The organism is Yersinia ruckeri ATCC 29473 (assembly GCF_000754815.1).
Classification (GTDB): Bacteria; Pseudomonadota; Gammaproteobacteria; order Enterobacterales; family Enterobacteriaceae; genus Yersinia; species Yersinia ruckeri.
Genome location: NZ_KN150747.1, coordinates 3595541 through 3617055 on the forward strand (window position 1 = coordinate 3595541; position 21515 = coordinate 3617055).

Genomic DNA, 21515 nt, shown 5'->3' on the forward strand with positions numbered 1-21515 from the left:
AAATTTAAATGGAGTTATTTAGCAAAAAAATAGGTTGTAGGATTGATAACACAATAAAAAAAACAAATGATGCCATTATAACTATAACTGTCGGTTCAATTATATTGATAACAACTGAAATTAGTTGAATGAGTTCTTCCTCTTGGATTTCTGCCGTTTTTTCCAACATAGCGTTTAATTCACCACTTTTTTCTCCTGCCGAAATCATATGCCGCGTTAGTGGTGAAAATATATCAACCTGCGCTAATGCAAATGAGAGACTGCGGCCTTCACTGACTAACTCAGTTGCACATTCAACTTTATATTTTAGATGGTTATTGGTTAATACTGATAAGCTAATTATCATAGACTGTAATAATGGAACTCCACTTGAGTTGAGTGTTGACAACGTTCTGGCATAACGGGCTGAATTTACCCCGCTGATCACTCCTCCTATGATAGGTAGCGATAAAATTAATTTATGCATTTTTATTTTAACTTCTTTATTTTTAAAACAAAACACACTAAAAATGAAAGTTAACAAAATAGAAAATAACAATAATAATCCATAATTTTTAATAAAATCACTTATTGATAATAATAATTTAGTGGAAAATGGAAGTTCCTGCCCCATATAAATAAACTGTTCTAATACTTTCGGTACGACAACAGAAAGCAATATAGATATTACACCGATAGACACGAGTAGTAATGCACATGGATAGATTAATGACTGGACTAATTTATTTTTTACTCTTTGTGTTTCCTCTATATTATCAGCGAGACGATGAAGAGTTACACCCAAGTGTCCAGATGTTTCTCCAGCGGTTATCATCGAATGATAAAGAATATTGAAAGCTCTAGGGAACAACATAATTGATTCAGATAAAGAATGGCCTGATGTTATTTTTTCTTTTATCTTAAATATTATATTTAATACTGACTTGTTATCGGTTTGATTGGCGATAGTGTCTAAAGCTTCATCAATGGCAATAGAAGATGAAATTAAAGTAGCTAATTGCCTAGTGAAGGTGATTAATTCACTTTTACTTATTCTTTTGTTGTTTTTGTTTTTTTTAACCATGTGAATCTTCAACAAAATTAAATTCATTACCCTAATTTCTCTTCTGGCATTAACTATATTTTCAGCTTTTATCATTCCATTATACTTTTTACCCTCTTTGGTTAACGCGCGATATCTAAATGTAGCCATTGACATCCTCCCGCGTAACTCTAAGTACCTCCTCTACTGAGGTAATACCTTGAATGATTTTATCTATACCATCATTCTTAATATCTTTTACTAATTCTCTCGCCAATCGTTCCAGCTCTATTTCACCATTGCCTTTATAAATTGACTTCCTCATCTTATCATCAAGGATAACTAATTCATGGATGACCGTTCTCCCTCGGTATCCGATATAATTACATTTTTCACAACCCTTACTTTTATACCCAGACATTTTCTCTAATTTATTTTTATCTGACTGTTTTATTTCCAGGTCCAACGGTGAGAAAACGTATGGCACTCTACAATAGACACACAGTTTTCGAACCAAGCGCTGAGATAAAACAGCCAGTAATGAACTGGATAACATATAAGCCTCTACACCCATATCTTTTAAACGTGTTATCGTTCCTGCCGCGGTATTAGTATGCAGTGTAGATAATACAAGGTGTCCGGTTAGAGAGGCTTGCGTAGCAATTCTTGCCGTTTCTGAATCTCGTATTTCACCAATAAGAATAACATCAGGATCTTGACGTAAAATAGCACGAAGTCCTTTAGAGAAGGTCATGCCCGCTTTAGCATTTACTTGGGTTTGTGCTATCCCATCTAAATCAAACTCAATAGGATCCTCTATCGTCATAATGTTCCTAACACTACGATCTATTTCCATCAAGGCTGCATATAATGTGGTACTTTTACCTGATCCAGTTGGCCCGGTAACCAGTATTATTCCATGAGGTTGCTGAACCAACCTCTTGATTAATTTATAGCTTTTCTGGTTAATCCCCAGAGTTTCAAGATCTAACTTCACACTATTCTTGTCCAGTATACGCAGTACAGCACGTTCACCGTGACTGGAAGGCAATGTTGACACTCTGATATCTAAAGCTCTCCCCCCCATTCGTAGTGCAATGCGCCCATCCTGTGGAACCCGTTTTTCAGCAATATCCAGTTTTGCCATGACCTTTATCCTAGATATAAGCAAGGATGCTAGCCTCGGAGGTGGCTCAAGGACTTTACTTAACACACCGTCAATCCGAAAACGAATTATTAGCCTCCGTTCAAAAGGTTCAATATGAATATCTGAAGCAACTTCTTTTATCGCTTGAGAAATCATTACGTTGATAAGACGTATAATAGGAGCCTCATCTACCGTGTTTAAAAGATCTTCATCTTTAGGCAATTGTTCGATCAGTGTTCCAAGATCTAGCTCATTACCAATATCATCCATAATCTGCTGGGCTTGTTGAGTATCATTCTGATAGAAATCAACTAAGTTCTGTTCAAACTCTTCATCCGGTAACAGAGTTAACTCAATTTTTCCTGAAGCAACCCTATAAGCCTCTAAAAAATCGTCAAATATCACAGAACTACGGCAAATTAGATTACATCCTATGGGAGTAGGAATAATTAAAGCCCCATGCTCCTTTGCCCAACTAAATGGCAATACTTTGTATTTTGATGCAGGAAGTAACTCATTCAATTCCACCTCCTTATTTTTTGTAAAAATCTCTCATATCATTTATGATACTTATTAACTCTTTACTTGTTTTTTTGTCTAAATTAAATAAAATATTATTTCCATTGCATCTACTACTCATGTCGTTCTCGCTAATACATAAATTCCAATCATTATTTTTTTCATTAAAAGTTTTAGACTTTTCCGATGTGGTAGAAAGGTAATCATCTGACTCTCTAATTATTGTCGGCTTAATGAAAAGTATTAGATTTCTTTTTTCAATCTTCTCTTTTTTTTGTCTAAATAAATTACCAATAATAGGAATGTCGCCTAATAATGGGATCTTATTTATAACATTAGATACCTTCTTATCTAGCAAACCACCAACGACAACTGTTTCTCCACTTTTAACCAATACCGCATTATTTACCACCCTTTTATTGAATGTAGAACCTATGTTATCTTTATCTACATTCGAGTTTTCGGCAACGCTAGATACTTCCTGTCTAATTTCCAATAAAACAGAGTCACCTTTATTTATCTGAGGTTTTACCTTTAGCATAATACCAACTGACTGCCTGGATATTGTATTGTATACCTTATCAGTAGATGTAGTTTGCTGAGATGATAAAACAGGGACTTCCTGCCCTACACTAAATTCAGCATCCATATTATCCAGAGTAACGATACTCGGTGTTGCCAGTATTTCGTTGCTTGAATTTGTTGCAAGGGCAGTAAATAAACCAGACCAATTCCCTCTATAGAACCCCGTTGTGAGCCCACTGATCCCATTTGCGATAGAGGTAACACCATTTTGAATATTACCCAAGTTGGACTTGTTATAACTAATAAAACCACCCACTTTTTTCTGCTTAGTATCCCATTGAATACCAAGATTAATACCTTCCCCATCTTGGGCTTCAACAATAATAGCTTCAACCAATACCTGTGCACGTCTGATATCTAACTTCTCTATTACTTTCTCAAGATCATACATCACATTCGGAGAGGCTGTTATTATCAATGAATTTGTTTGATCATCAGCTTTTATCATTGATTTTTTTATAGTATTACTTATATGTGATACTTTTTTCTTTTCATCCTTAATGCTCACACTGACACCATTTAAAACATCTAATAGCTTCTCTGCTTTTGCATACTTCAGATAAATAACCTTAGTATTACCATGTGATATCTGCTCTTTATCCAGTTTCTTTATCATAGATTCAGCACTTTTACGTGAGGCCGGATCACCACTGATAAGGATTGAATTAGTTCTTTCATCAGCGACTACTTTTACCATCTGTGCAGTATCTTGCTTTCCTGCCACATTTGGTCTCAGAAGCTCAGTAACCAGTTTTGTTACTTCAGTAGCAGAAGCATAAGCCAGTTTATACATATCGACCGAAGACTCTCCCTCACGATCAAATTCACTGATGATCTCCACCAGACGTTTAACTGTACCCGCTCGTCCTGTGATGAGTAATGAGTTTGTTGGTTCATAATGTGCAACACTGCCAGAATCTGTATTATCATTTAACTGCCGTAATAATGGAGTTACATTCTTAGCTGAGATATATTTCAATGGGATTATTCTATTTATTAACTCATCACCATTAAAGATATCATCTTTCATTAAAATAGGCGGCGCTGAACTTTTAGCCCTTTTGGATGGGATGACTTTTAATATATTGTTTGGCATCTCCAACACAGTGAATCCGTGAACATCAAGTACATTCAAAAAGAATTGATAGTACTTTTCTTTATCCAACCTTTCGTAACTTCTGACTGATATGAGACCTTGCACCTTTGGATCTATTATTATAGTTTTATTTAGACTTTTACTGACTGTATTTATAAACTCCTTTATATCCGCATCATTAAATTTAACAGAAAAATCTGATGAATAAGCATTAGATGTATATATTACAAAAACTAGAGTTACAAGTACTCTGCCACTTTTACCTCCCCCCCCATTGATAAAAATGCAAATAAAATAAAAAAGAAATGAATTATAATAGTAGAATATTATATTTGAACGCCCCGCAAAATCAGCCATATCCTCACCAAAAAAAATATAATTGCATTTATTAGTTTATATTCATAGAGAAATATCCATCTTTGTTTTTTACCACTATCCCATTATCGAATATCCGGATGACTTTCGAATCACCATCATCAAATACATCGTTAGTTAAATATGTTTTATGCCCTCTATTGGTCGATACTATCGATATTGACATTCTTGGGTCGGAACTTACGAGTATCCCGACCAGACTCTCTTTCCCTGTATATGCTGGTGATAAAAGAAGGGTTTCATCATCAATGTTCTCATCAGAGTTCTTAGCACCGAGATAATCATGATTTTCTTTTCTTTGCCCAAACAGATTCATGTTTTTTATCTTATTCATGGTGAGTTTTATATTATCAATTTCATTATCCCCATCATTTCCAACTTTTGTATATTCATTTACAAATAATGAATGCACCTCAGAATATTCACTATTATGATGGAGTACTACCTCCTCTATTAATTCATATCCTTTATGTAAAGACAAAAAAAATAATGCTGCTGAAAAAATCAATAAATAAGAGTCTACTGATAATAAGAAGGTGGTCATGCTTACTTTAATTTTTAAAAAGTCAAACATCACCACACCCTCATAAATATTATATAATTATACTTTCTATTTTATTACACACTCAACAATACCCATAAAATCTATCATCATAATTATCACTACCAGATGTACATAATAGACTCGTATCTAAACGCAAACCATATCTATTTATAGTCTTTATAATATCTGCTGGTATTTCAAATTCTGTTAATAACATTCTAAATTTATGTATCAGCTGATGATAATTATTATCTGATATACCTTTATGGTTTTCATACCAAACTACTTTAATGATATCTTGCTTTCTATTTACATCATTAAACAAGCACATTACAAGCCTTTTTTGCTTTTCATTTATGTTTATCGTCAACTTTCTACTGTGAAAATGGATCTTATTCATGCAACAATCAACTGAGACCTCAGAGCCGTAGTCGATAATTCCTTTACCATTGATATCGATAAACTTACTTTCGGTAACTACAGAAACTGTATTAACATACATAGATAACTCCCCACGGAAAACAATAAAAACAAACAAGGTGGCAAACACAATCATCAATCAATAATAAGTACGACAATACTTATTATTGATATTCTATAAATAGCGCAAGTGAAATTATATAATAAAACAATTATTAATATTAAATACATATCAAACGAATGAAATAATTCACTATCACCTATAGAACCGAAAGGCATAAAAAATTGATTTATATTGAATTTACCACCAAATAGACATAATAAACATAAAAAAACGTGTTACTTTCTATCGTAACATTCTTTTTACCTAAAAAAACAAACACACAATTTACATTAGTGCCAAAATTAACAGAATTAGCGCACATTGTTAAAAATACAGATAAACGAAAGAATTTAAAAGAGGTATTTATCGAAACGACCAGCTGATTTTCACTATTTTTAACATCAATATTCACTATGAATGTTAATGCTAAATAAATCATCAATAAAACCCAGAACCATATAACTTATATTCATCGCAATCATTTTCAGCGCAAATAAAATCGCACAAATAAAAAATAAATCAACATCATAAAAGTCATGTGTTTCACTAAAAATCACTTCATTACCCTATTAGTTTTCATGAATAAACTCTGTCATTATACTTAGCTTTCATATATTATATCTTGTTATTAAGACAACCTAAAAAAGCAACATAAGCCACGCATAATTTACTATTGAAAATAATTATCGTGAAGCTATAAAATCAAGTATAGCCAAAAATTCATGTTCCACGTCAATCTTAAATTAATATACAAAAAACAATAATCAACTATTACACCTGACAGTATGAATTTCATTTAGCTTGCGCATTATTTGTTAACACGGAGTTCATTCGTCAATTCAGATAACAAAACATCAATATAAAATTACTGGCGATAGATTATATTATAATGAAAATCATTGATGTGACAAAAAAAACCGATATAAATATCGATACGCTCCTAGCAATGGATGAAGCCATTATAACTTACTCTAGTGTATGAATCTCATTTAACACGAGACTTTATCTTTTAAGCTTATAAAAAGTTATTTAGTTTGCTCTTTTTTAATATTTTCATTCTGTCTGATATCGACTTCAGTGGCCATTTTTCTGAGAGTCTCAGTAAAAACCCTCTCTAATTAGTTAGTCATCAAACGACTCATAAAAAACTGGATATCGGTTCATGAGGACATAACTCCCAGCGGCTGATTGTCTCAAAAAATTATCGCCCCATCCGAGGAAGCCAGATACAAGACTGGAAATCAATTGGCATGATTATATGCTCGAAGGAACTACACTACCTAGCTAATACCCTTTATTTAACACTATTGTAAATAGGCGATGAAGATAAGCTAAGACTCCGAGCGGGAAGCACAGCACATGAACCTTTTCCATGGTCAAAACCAAGTATGTATTCACGACTCTATATTAAATCGGTAGGAAAGCCCCGACCTGCCGAATACTGGTACATCGGGGCGATAACAATGCGGTTACTTGTTTATTTCTACGGCTACTGCGGCGCCTGCTGCAACGTCCACTTCAACACCTGCGCCGCCAATCGATCGCCAGCGGCACCAAACGCCTGAACCACGTCATTCATATCAGTGCCTTTGATCGGTTGGTGAATATCAAATTGACGAGTAGCAATAATTCGTCGATCCGAAACCCTGACTAGACGGGCATCAAAACGGATCCGTACAATGCTACCATCACTGTTATAGACACCCTGAAACGCTGACAGATCACCGCTCAACTCCACATCTGCCTGAAGGCTATCATCGTCACTGCTGACCGCACGGACACGGCCATCAGCGCGGAACTCCTGAATCAGGCGGTTACGCACTAGAATCGGCGTGGCATCACTCCAGCGTGACGCTTTGTAGACGGCGATTTCCTGCCCCTGAGGCTGTACAGCAATGCGTGTGCTATTGATAAATTGGTTAGCCACCGGTTGAGATACCCTCAACGACCAGTCAACCGTCGGCCCACTTTGCGTAGTTGCGGCTGTCTGAGCGGGTAAAAGGTAAACCTGCGATACCGATGCGCTGGGTAAAATGGTACAGGCCGAGAGCAATATCAGCGGTAGTAACAATAATAGCTGCCACGCGTGACGGCCTGAGTAACGTATCAATTTGAGAGAGACCATTAAGGCGTAAACTCCTGTGTTCTTTCACGGCCACGCAATAAGGCCGCAGGGTTTTCTTCCAGACGAGAAACAGCGGCGCGTAAGGTAGCCAATGTTCTGCGTAGTTCATCAACTGCTGGCCCCAGTTCATTCATGCCTTGCATGCCATTATTGAGGGAGGTTTTGTTTTCATTCACCAATTTATTGAGAATGACACTGGTATTCTGCAATGATGCCATCGTCTTAGCTGCATCACTAAGCAGTTGTTTCCCTTGCCCTTCCACTAAGCCATTGGTATTACGCAACAAACGATTGGTTTGTGCCAGAGTGTCATTGGCCTGCTTGCTGGCTTGTGCCAATTGTTGCAGCATCGTGCGCAAATCTTCACGCTGATCTGCCACTGTCTGCGTGACCAGTTCAAGGTTCTCCAATGTCTTAACCAGCCGCTGCTGGTTATCCGGTGCCAGTAACTGATTCAACCGCACCAGCACTTCATTGACATTACTCATAAAGTTCTCACCGTTAGCCAGCAATTGGCTCATCGGTGACGGGGTCGCCACGATAACCGGGATCTCACCATCTTCCCCTTCCAGTCGTGGACTACCCTGACTACCACTGCTGAACTGAATATTCGATGTGCCAGTGATACCGGCGACCGTCAGACGCGCTTGAGTATCCTGCCGAACGGGTGTTGAGGCTGATACACGAATACGCGCCCAGACCTTGTTCGGGTTATCTTTATCCAGCCGTAGCTGCGTAACCTCTCCAACCCGAATCCCGCTGTATTGCACAGTACTACCCTGCGACAACCCGCTAACAGGTTCGTTGAACACAATATCGTATAGCCTGAATTGGCTATTAGAACCGGCATTTGTCAGCCATAGGCAGAATAGCAGCGCGGCGCTGACCACAATGAGAGTGAATAAACCAATAATGACATGATGAGCACGGGTTTCCATCTTACAACCTCTCGGAACTATTCGTTGCAGCCTGATAAGCAGCGCGGCCACGAGGACCATGAAAATACGCCTGAATCCAGGCATCATTCGTTGCTGCAACGGTATCTAGTGTATCGACCACCAGCACTTTCTTCTGTGAAAGTACTGCCACGCGATCACAAAGCGTATAAAGCGTATCCAAATCGTGCGTCACCAAGAACACGGTAAGATTCAACGCATCGCGCAATGTTCTGATTAAACTGTCAAAAGCCGCCGCCCCAATCGGGTCTAGCCCGGCTGTTGGTTCATCCAGAAAAAGAATATCCGGATCCAACGCCAGCGCACGCGCCAAAGCAACCCGCTTTACCATGCCACCAGATAGCGATGCCGGATATTGACTACCCGCCTCGGCGGGTAGACCTGCCAAGGCCAGTTTAACCTGCGCCAGCCGCTCCGCTTCCGCCCGTGGCAAACTTGCGTTTTCTATCAAGGGCAACGCCACATTTTCAGTCACCGTAAGGGAACTGAATAACGCCCCTCGTTGAAACAATACGCCAAATCGCCGTTCTACCATCGAACGAGCGTTACCGGATAGCGTCATTAAGTCCTCACCAAAGACATGGATCTGGCCTGCGGTTGGGCGACGTAATCCAACAATACTGCGCAAAAGAACCGATTTTCCGGTACCCGAACCGCCGACCACACCGAGAACTTCCCCTCGATGCACATCAAGATTAAGACCTTGGTGAACACACTGTTTACCAAAGCAATTAACCAAGTCACGGATTTGGATGATCGCATTTTGTGTCATTTGGCTTACCACCCCATTTCCATGAAAAACAGTGCAGCAACTGCATCGAGCAGAATAACCACAAAGATCGAATGCACCACACTGGTAGTGGTATGGATGCCAACAGATTCAGCACTACCGCTGACTTTAAATCCCTCCAGACAACCAATAATGGCAATCAGGAAAGCAAAAATTGGAGCTTTACTGATACCTACGAGGAAATGCTGCAACCCGTTACTGTTTTGCATTATCGATAAAAACATGGTTGGTGAGATATTCAGCGCTAATGCGCACACCACCATGCCACCAAAAATGCCGCAAACCATACCAATAAAGGTTAGCATCGGCAGCGAAATCAACAGTGCTAATACGCGAGGCAGCACCAACAGTTCAACCGGGTTCAGCCCCAGAGTCTGAATGGCGTCGATCTCTTCATTGGCTTTCATCAAACCGATTTCAGCAGTAAAAGCACTGGCTGTTCGCCCAGCCATTAAAATAGCTGTAAGTAAAACCGCAAACTCGCGCAGGAAAGAAAACACCACTAAATCAACGGTAAAAATGCCCGCGCCGAAGGTAGTCAGCACGGTTGCACCGAGAAAGGCGATGACTGCGCCGACCAGAAAGGTCAGCAGCATAATAATAGGAACAGCGTTCAGGCCAATTTGCTGAATATTGGCGATAAGAGAAGTCATCCTCCAGCGGGAGGGACGAAAAACCGTCCCGAACAGCGCCTCGAGAGTCAGACCGGTAAAACCCAGTAATGATTTAAAATCTTGCCATAAATTGTCCACTGACTGGCCGATCGGCACTAATAAGCCAATCCAGAAAGGCGGAGGTTTTACGGTTGGTTGAGATGCTAAATTGGGTAAAACCTGACTGACGGTTTCCAATAATATCCGACGTTCATCAGGCAGCAATGGTGCCAGTTCACGCAGATGACTGATTCGCTCTCCGCCAAGAAGCGTAGCAAGCAGTGTAGCCCCCGCGGTATCCAATCTACCTAATTGGCTGAGATCAAACGTGATAGATGCAGGTAAGTCCACATGCAACTGAGCCACTTTAGGTTCTAAAAAACGGTAATGCGCGAGTACCCAGTCCCCCCTGATATAAACTCTGGGAGGCTGAGCCACGCTATCAAGATCAAGTTGTACGGAGGACAGTTGTTCAGTCATTGTTCAGACCTTACCTATTTCAAGCCTTAATGTTTCAAACCATAATATTTCAAACCTTAAATAGGTATATCACACAGTTCAGAAAGAGTAATGGCTGTTTAATTAATCAAGGGTTAACCACTCGCTAATCAGGGTACGGTTGCAAATAGGCGATGGTGGTATTTAACGATGGGTGCAATCGCTTCCAGTTTTAATTCTGATGCACAGGTTGGTGGTCTCTAAGCCCCATAAGTGAGGAAACGAGTTAATTTAGTATCCTGTTTGCAGCAGAGCCTTGTCCAATGTGAATAGCTCTGAAGCAGTAAAAATATTCTATACATAAAACTATATATAACTGGCTTGATTTGGATAGAAGCGTGTTGAAGTAGATTGATTTGAAATGCAGGAAATGTGAAGTAGAGTAAAAGGTTTGGTGGAGTTCAGAAGACTTGATATTGGAGCGGGTGAAGGGAAATCACCCCCGCTCCAAAGATCTCGTAATCCCATGGATTTATTAACAAAAACTTGACGCATTGTAGGAGGGTTTTGTAGGAGGAACTACAACATTTCTGGGCAACTGCGTGGACGTTAAGTAGACGCCACTGCGTTCGGATTTTGAAACGAGGTAAAACCCGACGGTTCTTGGGACGAATAACTATTCAAATCAATGTTATTTATACAAATTTATCCATTCTGACCCAAAGTTAAACGCCACCGTAACGCCTACGTAATGCACCTGAATTTTGGAGTTTCATTCGCCGTTATAGCAGCGACAAGCTGATGAAACGTGAGACTATCAGCGACCAATGAACACTGTTCATCCATACAGCATTAAAATTTATAAACTTACACTTGAGCTACTTTATTAGTTTGTCCCAACGAACCGCAGATACGATGCCCCAGTTGCCGCTAGGATTAGGCCTACGCCATTTTGCTGTCTCCATGCTACGGAGATACTCAAGAGCTTCGGAAAACGTGCCAAAACGCTTCTGAGCCGCTTTATCACCTACACCAAACGAACCATCGCGACTGCTCGCAAGTCCAGGATTAAAGCACGAGCCATCAGCTGCATAGGGAACCAGTAATTCCGGGTCACTATCTTCAGATGAGTCAGACGCTAACAACTGCCACGGCTCCACGCTCAGAGCGTTAGCCAGCACCTCAATCGCATCCAGAGATGCGTTGGAGCCACCACGTTCAATACGACTCATATAACTACGGGCAAACCCACACCGATCAGCAAACGCTTCTTGGCTCATTCCGGTGGCAATGCGCAGTTCTTTTACCCGCTCGCCAAACTGTATTCTCAGGGATTTTTTCATGCACTGAATGTGCAATTTTGACCACTGTAAGGCCACGCTCCATATGTGACATTTCGAATCTAACAGCCTTAATTGTGAGCACACGCACCTTCACAAGAAGCCTGTATCGCTAAAATCAATAGATTCAAAATGAATACTAATAGTGACAAATAAAACCAATATCGTATGATGGCTGTCACTGGTTGGGTGTCTTCAGCACTCACTATGAGATGTGATGTTGTTTGGCAAGTGAGGAAATCATGGCGGGATCAGACTTTATATTTCCGATGGTAGCGGGAGCCGTGCTTAGCTGGGCCAGTTACAGCGTGGTCGCTCACGTTACATCAAAACGGCAGATCAGCAGTCTACGAGCAATCTCATGGGGTGTTCTGGGAACGCTCTCATTAGTGCTGGGAGTGAGTGCATTTTCCGATGTTAGCGCTGAACACCCGGCAGAAAAACAAAATGCCTTGTGCTCAATTAACGACCCAGAATGCTATGCAAAAACACATCATAACCCCGTCAAAAAGTGCAAGCAGGTGATGGATGAGAAAGCGACGTTTCGCCATGTATGGCAAGTAAGTGAAGCGCAGCCGGTATTCAACATCTACCTCTGGCACGACGAGAACAAACGAACTATTCAAATGTTCGGACAACAAGCTAAGGCGATTAACAGCCTTGGGATGCAAATACCGCTTCAGTATTTTTGTGTTTTCAACGCCAATACCGGGGAAGTCATCGCGGCTTCGTTTGAGTAAATATAGGGGGTAACTTCCCCCTAAATCAAAGATACGTTATTCTTACAAATAAAAAACGATTTGATCAAAAGTTAATATAGCTTGGATCGCTTTCTCTTTCGTATAAGTTTTTGCTGCTGCGGCACCATGACCAACAGAGTGTCTGGAATTGGCGCTGGCAGTCCCTGTCATCAAATCAAAGCTACAATATGTGTTTTGTTTAAGATAAAGCAAAAACTCTTCGGGAAAGAGCAACGTATTTTTACTTTGCAATTTTCTAATCGCCGTATCTTTGGCGAAATCAGTTAAGGCTGAGCTGCTACCTTTTTTTAAGTTCGCTTTTATATAAAAAGATTGTAGAACTCCTTCAATTTCAGTAAGTATAATTTTTATTGCCGCAATATAATTTCCATCATAGTAAGAGCTAAAGGCCGCATCTAATATAGGCATCTTCTCATTTAGGTAAACTTTGCTGTTCCAACGACTGCGTATTGCATTCACTCTATCCTTATCAAACAGAGAGATAAGATGGTTTGCTGATTTATCAAACACTTCATCATTTTTCTCTTGATACTGGAGTATATCAAAACCGTCGTTGATCAACTCAGCAAAAGGAAACCAACCACGAGCGACAAGAAAAGATAAAGTTTCAGGATCGAACATCGAGTCGTATATATTTTTATATTTCACGACTCGGTGCAAAACACCAAGATTTTTATTCATATCATCCACGGAAAAATCGTCATCTCGATTTAAATCAAAATATAAACCAAAGCGCCACCCCTCTCTAAACAAGCATATAACTTTATCATCTTGCTTGAACTCTACAAGTGGAAAATGCACATCTAATATATCAGCAACTTCCTTTTCAAAAACAACCATTCCTGGCTGAATTTGCTTTTTCATAATAATACGGCTAGCCACTGCGGCTTTATCATTCCAAATCTCAGCAGATAAATCCCCATGAATAATGAAAAGAAGCATTTCACAGTTAGACAGCTTTACGAATTTTCCTTCTCTTTGAGTGTAATGCTCAAGCGTTGAAATGAAGCTTTTAGCTATTTGATGAAAAATATCCTGATCAGATGTGAATCCGTGTTTCGTCCAAAGCTGACACATATCTCCTTTAGCTGCATAGGCAGAGGAAAAGCCGATAAGGGGTTCAACCTTCTCTAGTTTTATCGGTTCACCAATATTGCTTGCCAAGATGCCGGGGGCTTTTATCTGTTCCATGAGATATCCTTAATTCTGTCTTACCAAAACTACCCAATTTATCTTTGAATTAAAAACGATCCTGATAAGTTCGCCAACACCTATGCTTTTAAAAATCAAGATCGTAATTAAACAGCGCTAATAGTGGCAATAGTAGCTCTAGAAACACCGTATTCACGCGCTAACGCACTGATACTAGTTCCGCTATTCTTTTTCTCTATAATCGCCCTACGGGCTTCTGGTGCTATTTTAGAAGGTCTGCCCAATTTCTTACCTTCGGCTTTTGCCCGCGACAAACCCGCCTGGGTCCGCTCAATCAACAGGTCTCGTTCCATCTCTGCAACCGCTGCCAGCATTGACAGCAGAAGCTTACCCGCAGCGGAGGTGAGATCAGTCGTGCCAAGCTGGTGGACAATAACCTTGATATTTCGGTCAGCCAACTTTCTGACAGTTTGCAGAACGTCAATCACATCACGTCCCAGACGGTCTAGTTTTGCAACTACCAACGTTTCACCATCGCGGATTTTGCTGAGCATTTCAGAAAACGCTTTGCGTTGCACCGCAGGAACCTTCCCGCTAACAACATCAGTAAACCAAAAGTCGAACGTCCATCCAGCTTGTTCAAGTTCCAAACGCTGGTTCTCAGTATCCTGCTGCGATGTCGAAACACGCCCGTAGCCAAAAATTGCCATAGTCATCTCCTCTTCCGGCCCCTGCCAGAAAACGGTGTCAACTTAGGATGGCCTGCCAAAAAAGCCAAGGCTAATTTTCTAACAGTATGAAAGCACCTAATTGGAAGGTGCCGGAAAACGGTCGTTTGTTGGCAGCAGTTGAACTGCTATAGCTACTCATCCCAAAAACGAGGCATGATAAAGATATCCTCCCAGAAATAACGGAACTGAAGATGCTGGATTCTCTCCTCCCATATTTACCCTTCGCTGGAGTTATTATCGGTGCTTTTCTCCAATACGTTTTTACTCGTCAAATCGAATACAAACGAGCGTTGCGTGACATGAAAACAAAGTCATACATGGATTATTTGAAGGGCGTTTGCGAGCAAGCCCAAACCAGACATATACCGGACAAAAAAATAGCAGATGAAAAGCGCTCGGACGCATTCATCAAAGTCGCTGATGCAAAAGCCAGGATCTGTCTCTACGGTTCTAGACGAGTGATCGAAGCGTTCGCAGAATTCGAGAGACTGGGGGCCTCAATGGCGACGAAACCTCAAAGAGACGCATTCATTTCGATGACCGTTGAAATGCGTAAAGACACGGGACTGGCATCAATGCCTAGTGGTGAAGACCTCACTCTTGTGCTGCTGGGAACCAAGTAGAATCAAAATCATGTTGAACTTGAGATTCGAAATGTTACTATTAGAATACATTTTCGGGGTTTTGGTATACAGACGCTTACCCGGAATGGCGTATCAACAAGGCTCAGCCGCTAGCGTAGCGGAGCCGGGGTGAAAAGAGGGTCGCACTATTACCCACTGGTCTAGTTCCGAAAGGCGGCGTATGCCAGAGTGCGTGAGGTTATGTGAGGTGCTGAGTCTTGGACTTGCATAGCCAATATCCAATAGTGAGTTATCATGTTTTGCAAAGGGCTTACTCTGGTGAGTCTTTTTTAAAGCAGAGTAGCTCACATCGCCGATCCAAGCAGGGACCCAGAGAAGAGGTTACAACTCCGGAAGCCTGATTAGCCAAGGATCTCACTGCAAATTATCGCATTGATCCCTTGGGCTAGTTTTGCTCCCCAGAGAAGAGGTTTAAATAAAACATATAAAACAAAACAATAAGTTAAGAAGAAAATACAACTCAGTTGTTTTGAAGTTTCAGCTTAGCCCCCACCAGCCCCCAACCAATACGACAAAAGCTACCGGAAAAATTGTCGCGCCGAAAAGTGGAAGCCCTAGGTTTGCCAGTCCCCCTCTCAGGCATAGCGTTTAAAAACTTCGGAGGCGGCAGAATCATCCTTATAGTGGCATAATGGCTCAAATCATGAATTCTTTTAATGGTAGGTGTTCTATGGGAAAAACGGAGCTTTTTCTAAAAACCATGATATTTTCCGTTGTCTTAATGTGTGTTGGTGCTGCAACAGGCCTTTTTGTGGGCTTTCACTACGATTTTAAGCCTGTCATTTCCGTTGTTGTATCCATGTCCATTTTCTCACTGTATTTGGGGTATTGGATTTACAGTAGTGAGCGGAGAGCGGACAGGAATTTTGCGAAGTTTAGGCAGATGCAAGCCAAGCATGAAATGACCACTCTGCTACTGAATGAAGCATTCAAAGACACAAACAGGGAATTGTTTGACAGGGTAGCTACTGATGCACCTGATAGTGCTTTAAAACAACAATACCAGAGCCTGAAAAGGATGGAACAACTCTGGAGCACAAAGATTGAGAACTAAAACTAAAATATTCTCAAACAGTGGACTGCATATGTTCTGTTAAACCAACTAGACCAAACACCCCAGAGAGCGCCACAAATCTGAAACCTGCAAATCTACGTCCCTTTATAGAAAACGTGCCAGAGAGCTTCCCATGGCACGTGAGCGAATACATATCACGGCCTCTGCTTGCGTAAAGCATCCTTCAAAGCTTTAAGCCCCGCTTTGACATCAAATGGTTTAATATCAGGAAGGTCGTAGGTTAACTTAGAGATAGCATCGAATTGTTCTTCAACTGCCCGGTCTTTGCGGTAAGTCGTCATTGCAGTTGTGCTACCACGAGCATGACCGACCAACTGCGCGATCATACGCTCGCTTAATTCCAGCCTGTCGAGGTGGTTAACATAGTTATGACGAAGTGAGTGGAAAACCCTCTTCCCGTTGCGTGGCAGTTCAAGTTGTTTCCCGAGGTAATTCTCGTTAAACCATTTCGATGCATAACCGCGATAACCTTTAATTTCATTATGTTTTAATTCAGGAAAAAGGCGTTCTTGTCCGTTCGCTTTCAACGCTTCTACATATTTGAGAAAACCAAGTTTAATGAGTTCTGGATGTATTGGCATCTGTCGCTGAGAATTGATATTTTTCAATGACTTGTCAGCTTCCGTTTCGTCATCCACAACTTTATCCGGGGTATCTAGGTTAAAATCTAAATACGCAACACTATTTTCGCTCATCCGAATATCAGAAATGTAAAGCTGGCACAGTTCATTGATTCGACCACCGGAATACAAAGCCAGCAATGGTAGCCAATAGTGATAAGGACGAAAGTTGATATAACGCCCAAATTTATTTGGTATACCTGCGCCTTTTTTAAACCAATCAGCGGAAAATATTAGTTCTAACTCATCATCAGTGAATTGATTACGCTTATCTTGATCTTTACTTGTTCTCTTACGTTTCGCTAAGACGTTTTCCGTAGGGTTAGCGATCAGGTAGGTTTCCTTGCGTGCCCATTCCAACATCGCCCCCATTGATGCTATATGGCGCTCTATAGCATCTTTAGTCATTTTTGGCTCATCAGCAGCAAGTGCTTTTTCGATAAGCTGGTTAAAATCTTCAGCATCATACCTACGCCGCATCAAATACAAATTACCGGGCATATTCTGCATTTTGACAACGTAATCTTTCACTACATCGCGATCTAAATCTGCAAGCGTTAAGTCGCCCATGACTTCGATAAAGTGAGCTATCCGCGAACGAATTTTATTCTCACTGGCAAGTTTAAAATCCCCTGTCTTCTTGTATCCAATAAACTTCTCCAGAACTTCAGAAATAGTTTTAGCGGCGTATATCGGGTTACAAAACGGGTTAGTGACTACAACAATTGGAGAAACTGGCGCTGATACAAGAGCAGGAACACATGATAGAACAGGCAATTCCGGTTCAGATTTAGCCAACGCTTTATCCCAGATGCTACGCAGATTCTCAGCCTGCACATTATTGATAAACAAAGAACTTGCATCCAATCTGACTCCAGGGAAATCCATCAGCCAGATAGAAAGACGGTTATCACCATTCGTTCTGAACGCACCCTCATCAGTATACCCATGCTCTAATAACTGCTTAAACGCATAACTGGAATGAAACAGCCGGACGTAGCCCCGGATTACGCCCTCTATGCCTTTCTGCTCAAGGTTGTTGAGCACAAAACCACCGTTATCTTCTCGCTCCACTTCAGTGTAATCTTCGATTTGGAAAGCTGTCCGCCCTTCAGCAAAGCAATAGACCGGAACGTTGTTCGCCAGTAGATGCTGAATGACCGTCTCAAGCTCAACCCCAAATGACTCACAAAACAATGACAGGCTGATTTTACCAGCGCCAGCTAACAGTGGGGCATTACCCCGAATCTTCTCTTTATCCAATTGTCTGAACTCTTCCAGAGACGCATACCACTTCTCCAGCAAACGCGCGGCGATCACTCTGGCATTTGCAAGGTGAGTTGTGCGGGTAGATGAATGTATTTCACGCTGCCCTATCAGGGCACGATAACGAACCGGAACGGTGATCCGCAGAACGTATATCCCGCTGGAACGTCGATAGAGATTATAACGCTGAGCCATCGGCTGTATCACTCCTTTGTAGGAGGATCACGAGTGCCATCACGTATGATTTTTAAAAAGACAGTGGAATTAATACGTTAAGGAAGTTTTGGAGCGGGTGAAGGGAATCGAACCCTCGTATGCAGCTTGGGAAGCTGCCGTTCTACCATTGAACTACACCCGCATCGGTGTGCGAGTGGCATTATAACCGGTTATGGCACATCAGCAAGGGAAGATACCGTTTAACTGTCGGTATTTTAAGCGGTTAACATCCTCGGCGCTTGCCTTACTATTTTTTAGACGTAAAAAAGGGCACCGAAGCGCCCTCTTATCAATGTCGTCAAACTTATTTTACCGGACGCATTGCTGGGAACAGGATCACATCACGAATAGTGTGACTGTTGGTAAACAGCATAACCATACGGTCAATACCAATGCCTAAACCCGCTGTCGGCGGCAAACCGTGTTCCAGTGCAGTGACGTAGTCTTCGTCGTAGAACATGGCCTCATCATCGCCTTCGTCTTTTGCTCGAACCTGTTCAGCAAAGCGCTCTGCCTGATCTTCCGCGTCATTCAACTCGGAGAAACCATTACCGATTTCACGACCACCAATAAAGAATTCGAAGCGATCAGTAATGAACGGATTATCATCGTTACGACGCGCCAGCGGGGAAACTTCAGCTGGATATTCAGTAATGAAGGTTGGCTGAATCAGGTGACTCTCTGCGGTTTCTTCGAAGATCTCACATTGAACGCGCCCCAGGCCCCAGCTTTTCTCTATCTTGATACCCAATGACTCAGCAATAGCAACAGCCTTGTCCATATCATCCAGATCAGCAACATTGGTTTCAGGACGATATTTACAGATAGCTTCTTTCATCGTCAGTTTGGTAAATGGCTTACCAAAATCGAATTCCTGTTCACCATACTTAACTACGCTGCTACCCAAAATAGTTTCGGTCAGAGTGCGGAACAGTTCTTCAGTCAGCACGATCAGGTCTTTGTAATCCGCATACGCCATATAGAGTTCCATCATGGTGAACTCTGGGTTATGGCGAGGGGAAACACCTTCGTTACGGAAGTTACGGTTAATTTCGAATACGCGCTCAAAACCACCAACAACCAGACGTTTCAGATACAGTTCCGGCGCAATACGCAGATACATATCGATATCTAACGCATTATGATGGGTAATAAACGGGCGTGCAGATGCGCCGCCGGGAATCACCTGCATCATTGGGGTTTCAACTTCCATAAAGCCTTTTTCCACCATGAACTGGCGGATACCGGACATAACCCGAGAACGCACTTTGAATGTGTTGCGGGATTCGTCGTTAGCGATCAGATCCAGATAACGCTGGCGATAACGGGTTTCTTGATCAGCCAAGCCATGGAATTTATCAGGCAGAGGGCGCAGAGCTTTTGTCAGTAAACGCAGTTCGCTACAGTGGATAGACAGTTCACCGGTTTTGGTTTTAAACAGCTTACCGCGCGCACCGAGAATATCCCCCAGATCCCACTTTTTAAACTCTTCGTTGTAGACGCCTTCCGGTAAGTCATCACGGGAAACGTACAACTGGATCTGGCCACCCACATCCTGCAAGGTCACAAATGAAGCTTTACCCATAATACGACGAGTCATCATTCGACCAGCAACGGTCACTTCAATACTCAGGGCTTCTAATTCTTCGTTATCTTTATCACCATACGCAGCATGCAACTGGTCAGAAAGGTTCTCTCGACGAAAATCGTTAGGAAAAGCAATACCCTTCTCACGCAGTGCCGCTAATTTTTCACGGCGTGCCTGTAACTCACTATTCAGTTCTTGCGCTTGCTCAGCGACTTGTGGTTTTTGTTCTGACATTTCAGTTCCTCATAACCCGGCTTTCAAACTTGCCTCAATGAATTTATCCAGGTCGCCATCCAGTACGGCCTGCGTATTACGCGTTTCAACGCCAGTGCGCAAATCCTTGATACGGGAATCATCCAGTACATAAGAACGGATTTGGCTGCCCCAGCCGATGTCGGACTTATTGTCTTCTAACATCTGTTTATCAGCATTTTTCTTTTGCATCTCAAACTCGTACAGCTTGGCTTTCAGCTGTTTCATTGCTTGATCTTTGTTTTTATGCTGAGAACGGTCGTTCTGGCACTGAGTCACAATATTGGTTGGTATGTGAGTAATACGTACCGCAGACTCAGTTTTGTTTACGTGCTGACCGCCGGCACCGGAAGCACGGTATACATCAATACGCAAATCAGCCGGATTGATTTCGATATCAATATCGTCATCAACTTCTGGATAGACAAAGGCGGAGCTGAATGAAGTATGGCGGCGGCCACCGGAGTCAAACGGGCTTTTACGTACCAGGCGATGCACGCCGGTTTCAGTACGTAACCAACCAAATGCGTAATCACCGATAATCTTGATAGTGGCAGACTTCAGACCAGCAACGTCACCGTCAGATTCTTCGATGATCTCGGTTTTGAATCCTTTGGCTTCGGCCCAGCGCAAGTACATGCGCAGCAACATGCTGGCCCAATCCTGCGCTTCGGTGCCGCCGGAACCAGCCTGCAAATCCAGGTAACAGTTTGCACTGTCATACTCACCGGAGAACATGCGGCGGAATTCCAACTGGCCCAATTTGCCATCAAGAATTTCCAACTCGGCAACAGCTTCGTCGAAAGTCTCTTCATCGTCAGCTTCAATAGCCAGTTCCAGCAGACCAGATACGTCTTCCAAACCTTGAGCCAACTCGTCAATTGTGGTGACAATTTCTTCCAGTGAGGAACGTTCTTTGCCCAAGGCTTGCGCGCGCTCAGGCTCGTTCCAGACGTCAGGCTGCTCCAGTTCGGCGTTTACTTCTTCCAGTCGCTCTTTCTTGGCATCATAGTCAAAGATACCCCCTGATAACGGCGGTCCGATCGGACAGATCCTGAATACGGCTTTTTACCGGATTAATTTCAAACATTTTTTTGA

Annotated in this window: 18 protein-coding genes and 1 tRNA gene; 3 read left to right on the forward strand and 16 right to left on the reverse strand. The window is 41.7% G+C overall.

What is annotated here, in order from left to right:
* Positions 1–4 precede the first annotated feature (4 nt).
* The 10 genes from DJ39_RS16215 to DJ39_RS16260 form a co-directional block, all read right to left on the reverse strand.
* Positions 5–1192, reverse strand: coding sequence for a type II secretion system F family protein (locus DJ39_RS16215; RefSeq protein ID WP_038251580.1), 1188 nt, complete (start codon positions 1190–1192; stop codon positions 5–7).
* Positions 1179–2696 (reverse strand): type II secretion system ATPase GspE, encoded by a 1518-nt coding sequence (gene gspE / locus DJ39_RS16220; RefSeq protein WP_004719173.1) that lies wholly within the window; start codon positions 2694–2696, stop codon positions 1179–1181. The genes DJ39_RS16215 and gspE overlap by 14 nt, the downstream gene beginning before the upstream one ends.
* Positions 2697–2700: 4 nt before the next feature.
* Positions 2701–4653, reverse strand: coding sequence for a type II secretion system secretin GspD (gspD, locus tag DJ39_RS16225; RefSeq protein ID WP_038241119.1), 1953 nt, complete (start codon positions 4651–4653; stop codon positions 2701–2703).
* A 103-nt stretch (positions 4654–4756) separates the two neighbouring features.
* Positions 4757–5317 (reverse strand): hypothetical protein, encoded by a 561-nt coding sequence (locus DJ39_RS16230; RefSeq protein WP_038251584.1) that lies wholly within the window; start codon positions 5315–5317, stop codon positions 4757–4759.
* A gap of 52 nt (positions 5318–5369) precedes the next feature.
* Positions 5370–5789 (reverse strand): winged helix-turn-helix domain-containing protein, encoded by a 420-nt coding sequence (locus DJ39_RS16235; RefSeq protein WP_038241033.1) that lies wholly within the window; start codon positions 5787–5789, stop codon positions 5370–5372.
* A 1510-nt stretch (positions 5790–7299) separates the two neighbouring features.
* Positions 7300–7935, reverse strand: a complete 636-nt coding sequence (locus DJ39_RS16240; protein ID WP_038241031.1) for an ABC-type transport auxiliary lipoprotein family protein — start codon at positions 7933–7935, stop codon at positions 7300–7302.
* The gene (locus tag DJ39_RS16245) at positions 7935–8873 is read right to left on the reverse strand and encodes an MlaD family protein (RefSeq protein WP_004719181.1); all 939 of its coding nucleotides are present in this window, start codon (positions 8871–8873) and stop codon (positions 7935–7937) included. Before DJ39_RS16245 ends, DJ39_RS16240 begins: the two co-directional genes overlap by 1 nt.
* Before the next feature lies 1 nt (position 8874).
* Positions 8875–9663 carry an ABC transporter ATP-binding protein gene (locus DJ39_RS16250; protein ID WP_004719182.1) on the reverse strand — a complete coding sequence of 263 codons (789 nt, stop codon included), beginning with the start codon at positions 9661–9663 and terminating at the stop codon, positions 8875–8877.
* A gap of 5 nt (positions 9664–9668) precedes the next feature.
* Complete coding sequence (locus DJ39_RS16255) at positions 9669–10814, reverse strand: MlaE family ABC transporter permease (RefSeq protein ID WP_038251585.1); 1146 nt, start codon at positions 10812–10814, stop codon at positions 9669–9671.
* 836 nt (positions 10815–11650) lie between these two features.
* Positions 11651–12115, reverse strand: a complete 465-nt coding sequence (locus tag DJ39_RS16260) for a helix-turn-helix domain-containing protein (protein WP_038251793.1) — start codon at positions 12113–12115, stop codon at positions 11651–11653.
* A 239-nt stretch (positions 12116–12354) separates the two neighbouring features.
* Between DJ39_RS16260 and DJ39_RS16265 the strand changes: the two genes are divergently transcribed.
* Positions 12355–12852, forward strand: coding sequence for a hypothetical protein (locus DJ39_RS16265; protein ID WP_038251586.1), 498 nt, complete (start codon positions 12355–12357; stop codon positions 12850–12852).
* A 42-nt stretch (positions 12853–12894) separates the two neighbouring features.
* On the opposite strand, the gene DJ39_RS16270 is transcribed toward DJ39_RS16265, so the two are convergent.
* Together DJ39_RS16270 and DJ39_RS16275 are read right to left on the reverse strand one after the other, a co-directional pair.
* A complete protein-coding gene (locus DJ39_RS16270) occupies positions 12895–14064 on the reverse strand; it encodes a hypothetical protein (RefSeq protein ID WP_004719186.1) in 1170 nt (389 codons plus the stop codon).
* Positions 14065–14171: 107 nt separating this feature from the next.
* Entirely contained in the window at positions 14172–14735 is a 564-nt protein-coding gene (locus tag DJ39_RS16275) for a recombinase family protein (protein ID WP_038251588.1), read from the reverse strand.
* A gap of 212 nt (positions 14736–14947) precedes the next feature.
* On the opposite strand from DJ39_RS16275, the gene DJ39_RS16280 reads away from it, so the two are divergent.
* Together DJ39_RS16280 and DJ39_RS16285 are read left to right on the forward strand one after the other, a co-directional pair.
* A complete protein-coding gene (locus tag DJ39_RS16280) occupies positions 14948–15379 on the forward strand; it encodes a hypothetical protein (RefSeq protein WP_032906545.1) in 432 nt (143 codons plus the stop codon).
* A 652-nt stretch (positions 15380–16031) separates the two neighbouring features.
* Positions 16032–16454, forward strand: coding sequence for a hypothetical protein (locus DJ39_RS16285; protein WP_040154925.1), 423 nt, complete (start codon positions 16032–16034; stop codon positions 16452–16454).
* A 155-nt stretch (positions 16455–16609) separates the two neighbouring features.
* Here the strand turns inward: DJ39_RS16285 and DJ39_RS16290 are convergent, their stop codons facing one another.
* The 4 genes from DJ39_RS16290 to prfB form a co-directional block, all read right to left on the reverse strand.
* Positions 16610–18556, reverse strand: coding sequence for a site-specific integrase (locus DJ39_RS16290; RefSeq protein WP_004719188.1), 1947 nt, complete (start codon positions 18554–18556; stop codon positions 16610–16612).
* 89 nt (positions 18557–18645) lie between these two features.
* Positions 18646–18719, reverse strand: a tRNA-Gly gene (locus DJ39_RS16295).
* 162 nt (positions 18720–18881) lie between these two features.
* Positions 18882–20399, reverse strand: coding sequence for a lysine--tRNA ligase (gene lysS / locus DJ39_RS16300; protein ID WP_004719189.1), 1518 nt, complete (start codon positions 20397–20399; stop codon positions 18882–18884).
* 9 nt (positions 20400–20408) lie between these two features.
* Positions 20409–21507, reverse strand: a protein-coding gene (gene prfB, locus DJ39_RS16305) for a peptide chain release factor 2 (RefSeq protein WP_096823597.1) whose coding sequence is annotated in 2 segments (ribosomal slippage) — positions 20409–21431 and positions 21433–21507 — 1098 coding nt in all. Because the reading frame shifts where the segments join, the coding sequence is not laid out codon by codon here.
* Between the last annotated feature and the right edge of the window lie 8 nt (positions 21508–21515).

Coding starts and splice junctions, on each gene's coding strand:
- DJ39_RS16215 (WP_038251580.1), bottom strand. CDS start 1,192: ATGGCTACATTTAGATATCGCGCGTTAACCAAAGAGGGTAAAAAGTAT.
- DJ39_RS16230 (WP_038251584.1), bottom strand. CDS start 5,317: ATGTTTGACTTTTTAAAAATTAAAGTAAGCATGACCACCTTCTTATTA.
- DJ39_RS16235 (WP_038241033.1), bottom strand. CDS start 5,789: ATGTATGTTAATACAGTTTCTGTAGTTACCGAAAGTAAGTTTATCGAT.
- DJ39_RS16240 (WP_038241031.1), bottom strand. CDS start 7,935: ATGGTCTCTCTCAAATTGATACGTTACTCAGGCCGTCACGCGTGGCAG.
- DJ39_RS16245 (WP_004719181.1), bottom strand. CDS start 8,873: ATGGAAACCCGTGCTCATCATGTCATTATTGGTTTATTCACTCTCATT.
- DJ39_RS16250 (WP_004719182.1), bottom strand. CDS start 9,663: ATGACACAAAATGCGATCATCCAAATCCGTGACTTGGTTAATTGCTTT.
- DJ39_RS16255 (WP_038251585.1), bottom strand. CDS start 10,814: ATGACTGAACAACTGTCCTCCGTACAACTTGATCTTGATAGCGTGGCT.
- DJ39_RS16260 (WP_038251793.1), bottom strand. CDS start 12,115: ATGAAAAAATCCCTGAGAATACAGTTTGGCGAGCGGGTAAAAGAACTG.
- DJ39_RS16265 (WP_038251586.1), top strand. CDS start 12,355: ATGGCGGGATCAGACTTTATATTTCCGATGGTAGCGGGAGCCGTGCTT.
- DJ39_RS16270 (WP_004719186.1), bottom strand. CDS start 14,064: ATGGAACAGATAAAAGCCCCCGGCATCTTGGCAAGCAATATTGGTGAA.
- DJ39_RS16275 (WP_038251588.1), bottom strand. CDS start 14,735: ATGGCAATTTTTGGCTACGGGCGTGTTTCGACATCGCAGCAGGATACT.
- DJ39_RS16280 (WP_032906545.1), top strand. CDS start 14,948: ATGCTGGATTCTCTCCTCCCATATTTACCCTTCGCTGGAGTTATTATC.
- DJ39_RS16285 (WP_040154925.1), top strand. CDS start 16,032: ATGGCTCAAATCATGAATTCTTTTAATGGTAGGTGTTCTATGGGAAAA.
- DJ39_RS16290 (WP_004719188.1), bottom strand. CDS start 18,556: ATGGCTCAGCGTTATAATCTCTATCGACGTTCCAGCGGGATATACGTT.
- lysS (WP_004719189.1), bottom strand. CDS start 20,399: ATGTCAGAACAAAAACCACAAGTCGCTGAGCAAGCGCAAGAACTGAAT.